Origin of the sequence: Methanosarcina sp. UBA5 (assembly GCF_002505485.1) — an archaeon.
Lineage (GTDB): Archaea > Halobacteriota > Methanosarcinia > Methanosarcinales > Methanosarcinaceae > Methanosarcina.
Genome location: NZ_DAVG01000030.1, coordinates 1 through 3,976 on the forward strand (window position 1 = coordinate 1; position 3,976 = coordinate 3,976).

The 3,976-nt window shown below is 40.0% G+C and carries 3 protein-coding genes; all 3 read left to right on the forward strand.

The annotated features are described in order from the left end of the window. The first annotated feature begins 455 nt into the window (after positions 1-455). The 3 genes from BP621_RS02960 (at position 456) to BP621_RS02970 (ending at position 3,086) form a co-directional block, all read left to right on the forward strand. A complete protein-coding gene (locus BP621_RS02960) occupies positions 456-587 on the forward strand; it encodes a hypothetical protein (RefSeq protein WP_292387876.1) in 132 nt (43 codons plus the stop codon). Between the two features lie 223 nt (positions 588-810). Next, a complete protein-coding gene (locus BP621_RS02965; protein WP_292387877.1) occupies positions 811-2,301 on the forward strand; it encodes an arylsulfatase in 1,491 nt (496 codons plus the stop codon). A 257-nt stretch (positions 2,302-2,558) separates the two neighbouring features. Further along, positions 2,559-3,086 (forward strand): LURP-one-related/scramblase family protein, encoded by a 528-nt coding sequence (locus tag BP621_RS02970; protein WP_292387878.1) that lies wholly within the window; start codon positions 2,559-2,561, stop codon positions 3,084-3,086. The last annotated feature ends 890 nt before the right edge of the window (positions 3,087-3,976 follow it).

The following is a 3,976-nucleotide window of genomic DNA, read 5'->3' on the forward strand; positions in this document are numbered from 1 at the left end:
ATCATGCCCTGTTTTTCATAAAGCTCGGGCTTTGTAGAAAGTTTATCAATAATGACTTCAAGAGTCTGAATATAAATAAGTAAAAAAATAAATTTCTTAGGAATTTTACAAAGCCAAAGATTACGCTGTGTTTCCTACACACTTTCTTTCCATTTATATATGTTTCTAGTAATCTAGTATTCGTTTACCTAAAAAGGAAAGATATTATCCAGTAACATATAGGCAATTGGAATTTACAGAATTTTAGGCACACAACTTCCTCATCATTTTTTGCAACAGAACCCTCTAAGTAGATACTAAATTAAGTGAAAAGCAAACATGATAAAATTAGAATCTATGTATAATATAATATATATAAAAATCTAAATATATAACTACGATTAGCGGACTGCGAACTTTGAGGAGATATCGCAGTTCAGTATGAATGGAAGAGCCAATAATATTAAAATTAGTCTGTGCAAGTTGGAATGTCATTTTTCGGCATTGCCATCCTGTTCTGGCTAATCTTCGTCAGCAAGCTTGAAAGACATGGGGTAAAAATGGTACAAGACTACCTGCCTCACGTATCCATGTGCTGGCAAAGCTAACCGGGGCAATATGCAACCTCACTTGTTCCTACTGTTTTTTTCTTGATAAGGAACTGCTCTATCCCGCTACGGCAGCGGCTGAAAGTTCAATAGTTGTCATGATCTCAAGAAAAAAATAAAATGGGGAGTAGAGACGAAAAAAATCTAAATTTGTTAATCGAATATCGGAGGGCAACTTAAAAGCTACAACCGAGCTATCATACAATTTATCTGGGGATTAAGAATGGCAGAAAAGAAACCAAATATACTGGTCATCTGGGGAGATGACATTGGCATCAGTAACCTCAGTTGCTATAGTGACGGCCTGATGGGATACAGAACACCAAATATTGATAGGATTGCTGATGAAGGCATCAAGTTTACGGATTCTTACGGGGAGCAGAGCTGTACTGCAGGCAGAGCATCTTTTATCACCGGGCAAAGTGCCTACCGTACAGGGTTGAGCAAGGTGGGAATGCCTGGAGCCAAAATAGGAATTCAGCCTGAGGATCCAACAATTGCCGAACTGCTGAAACCTTTAGGTTATGCGACAGGTCAATTTGGAAAGAACCATTTGGGAGACCGGGACGAATACCTGCCTACTAACCACGGTTTTGATGAGTTCTTTGGTAACCTTTATCATTTGAATGCCGAGGAGGAGCCGGAAAACCCCGATTATCCATCTGAGAAGGATTTCCCTAATTTCAGGAAAAATTATGGTCCAAGGGGTGTAATACACAGCTATGCCGGCGGTCGCATTGAGGACACGGGCCCTCTGACCAGAAAACGAATGGAAACCGTAGATCTTGAGTTTTTGGAGGCTGCCATCGGTTTTATCAAGCGCCAGCATGCGGCTGGAAAAACATTTTTTGTCTGGTTCAACACCACCTGGATGCACTTCAGGGTTCACATCCCGGATAAGATAAGGGGACAGTCTGGACGTTGGCAATCGGAATATCACGACGCCATGATTGAGCACGATAGGCAGGTAGGCGTGCTTATGAATTTGCTGGACGAAATCGGCATTGCCGACGACACTATCGTTATCTATAGCACAGACAACGGACCACATATGAACACTTGGCCTGACGCAGGTATGACTCCGTTCCGCAACGAGAAAAACTCAAACTGGGAAGGAGCTTTCCGCGTTCCTGAAGTAATGCGCTGGCCTGGCAATATCCCGGGAGGCACAATTTCTAACGAGATTGTGAGCCACCTTGAATGGCTGCCCACTTTGCTTGCAGCAGCAGGAGAGCCAGATATTAAGGAAAAGCTTAAAAAAGGCTACAAAGCAGGAAACAAAACTTTTAAGGTACATCTTGATGGCTATAATCTGGTTCCCTACCTGACCGGAAAAGAGAAGAAATCCCCTCGGATTGAGTTCTTTTACTTTTCCGACGACGGAGACCTAGTCGCTTTACGATACGACAACTGGAAAATGGTCTTTATGGAGCAGCGCGCCGTCGGCACTCTAAGGGTCTGGGCTGAACCTTTTATCCCTTTACGCGTACCAAAAATATTTAACCTGCGTACCGATCCATATGAAAGGGCAGATCAGACCTCTAATACTTACTACGACTGGCTTCTCGACCATGCCTTCATGGTGGTGCCGGCTCAGGGTATTGTGGGAGACTTCTTAGCAACGTTTAAGGAATTTCCTCCACGCCAGAAAGCAGCAAGCTTTACCGTCGACCAGGTAATGGAAAGACTCTTGCAGGGAATCGAAAGCACCTAACGGTTACTCAGTTGTATAGAGCAGACTATCTGATTAATTTATAAAATGGTACTTATATGTTATTTCAATATTTACGCAGGGGGGAATGCTTCTTGGAAACTCAAAAGAGCCATCGGCCTAGATTATGATTGGAAGTAGGTTCGAGTATTACACGGTTTTCTGAGCTAGAAGGCTAACCGATATAATCCTTCTCTCTCTTCAGGATAAATAAGCGACCCCAAGGAAAGAACTTAAAATAAACAAAAGGAATGGTTTTGATGCGAAGAATCATGGAAGGCCTTAGGGGCCATGGAGCAGAAAACATTCAACATTACAAAATGAGTGAAAAACTCATTTCCATAGGAGATGACTACTGGATAGAAAATGAAGCTGGGGGGAAGTTATTTTATGTTGATGGCAAAGCTCTCCGCGTGCGAAATACCCTGATTATCAAGGATTTAAAGGGAAACGAGCTGTTTAAACTCAAAGAGAAGCTTCTGCGGGTCAGGGATACTATGGACATACTGGATGCTAACGGAAAAACAGTCGCAACTATCAAAAAAGCCCTGATCGCGCCTCTCCGCAACCGCTGGAAAGTTGAAGTCACAGACGGGCCTGAAATGGATATCCAGGGAAATATCTTGGATCACGAGTATAAGATTGAAGCCGGGAGGGAAAAGGTTGCAGAGGTCTCAAAAAAGTGGTTCAGGATAAAGGATACCTATGGGGTGGAAATTGAACCCGGACAGGATAATGCACTTATCCTGACGATTACAGCAGCACTCGATCAGATGGTACACGACTGATAAGTATAACCTAATAAATTCTACTAGTATCGTGAAAATTTAATTGTGAATCGCGAGAATAATACAGATCAGCAGAATAACTACGAATCAATTCATTCTGATAGGAATTATCTAAATTAGGTTCCATAATTACTTTTTTGCGACACTAGATGCTTTTTCTCATTTTTTACTCCTCAACTCCTCAATCGAAATTGCGATGGACACCCGCTAAAAACAAAGGGTATTTCTTGCCCGCGCTCAGGTGTAATAGTTCCTAAAAAGAGTATTTTCATTTACAGATATGACTAAAATAAGGTTAATTAGAAATCAACCTTATTCAACGACACTACTTTTCAACTGCTTAAATCCCGAAAAGCAAGTGACTTCCAAATTTAACTTAGAAACTAATGTTAACTCAAAGGGTACTTTATTCGCCAGCTTCTGGAGTAAACGCAGCTACTGCTAAGCTTGAAGTCAGAAGGAGCAAGATTAATGTAAACAGTATGGAAAAAGAATTTATTTGTTTCATCAAAAGCATCCTGTTCTTTATTTTAGGATAAAACAATCTTTTAAAACAAAACTTCAAATATTTAATAAGATATACTTCATTCTATACTATAAATTGTTTGTTTTATCCTGAGATGACTTTGCTTATTTTAAGATGTAAGCATAAATTGCGTAATTTGAAAAAGCAGAGTTTATAGTGTAGAACCTTTATATTCAAGGAAGACAACACTTTATTGAAATTGTTGTGTTTTCCTTTAATTTTCCAGTCAAAAACAAGAGTTTTTCCGTTTTTTTTCAGTTGAAAACCTTCACAATAAGGTAATTTGAGTGGTCAAATTGAGGTTAAAATAATATTTAAAGGAAATAATAATAGCCTCAAAGTATAGAAAAATTATTTTTGCAAC

What these genes read in the sequence shown, in the direction of transcription:
- BP621_RS02965 (WP_292387877.1), top strand. Translation starts at nt 811, where the DNA reads ATGGCAGAAAAGAAACCAAATATACTGGTCATCTGGGGAGATGACATT.
- BP621_RS02970 (WP_292387878.1), top strand. Translation starts at nt 2,559, where the DNA reads ATGCGAAGAATCATGGAAGGCCTTAGGGGCCATGGAGCAGAAAACATT.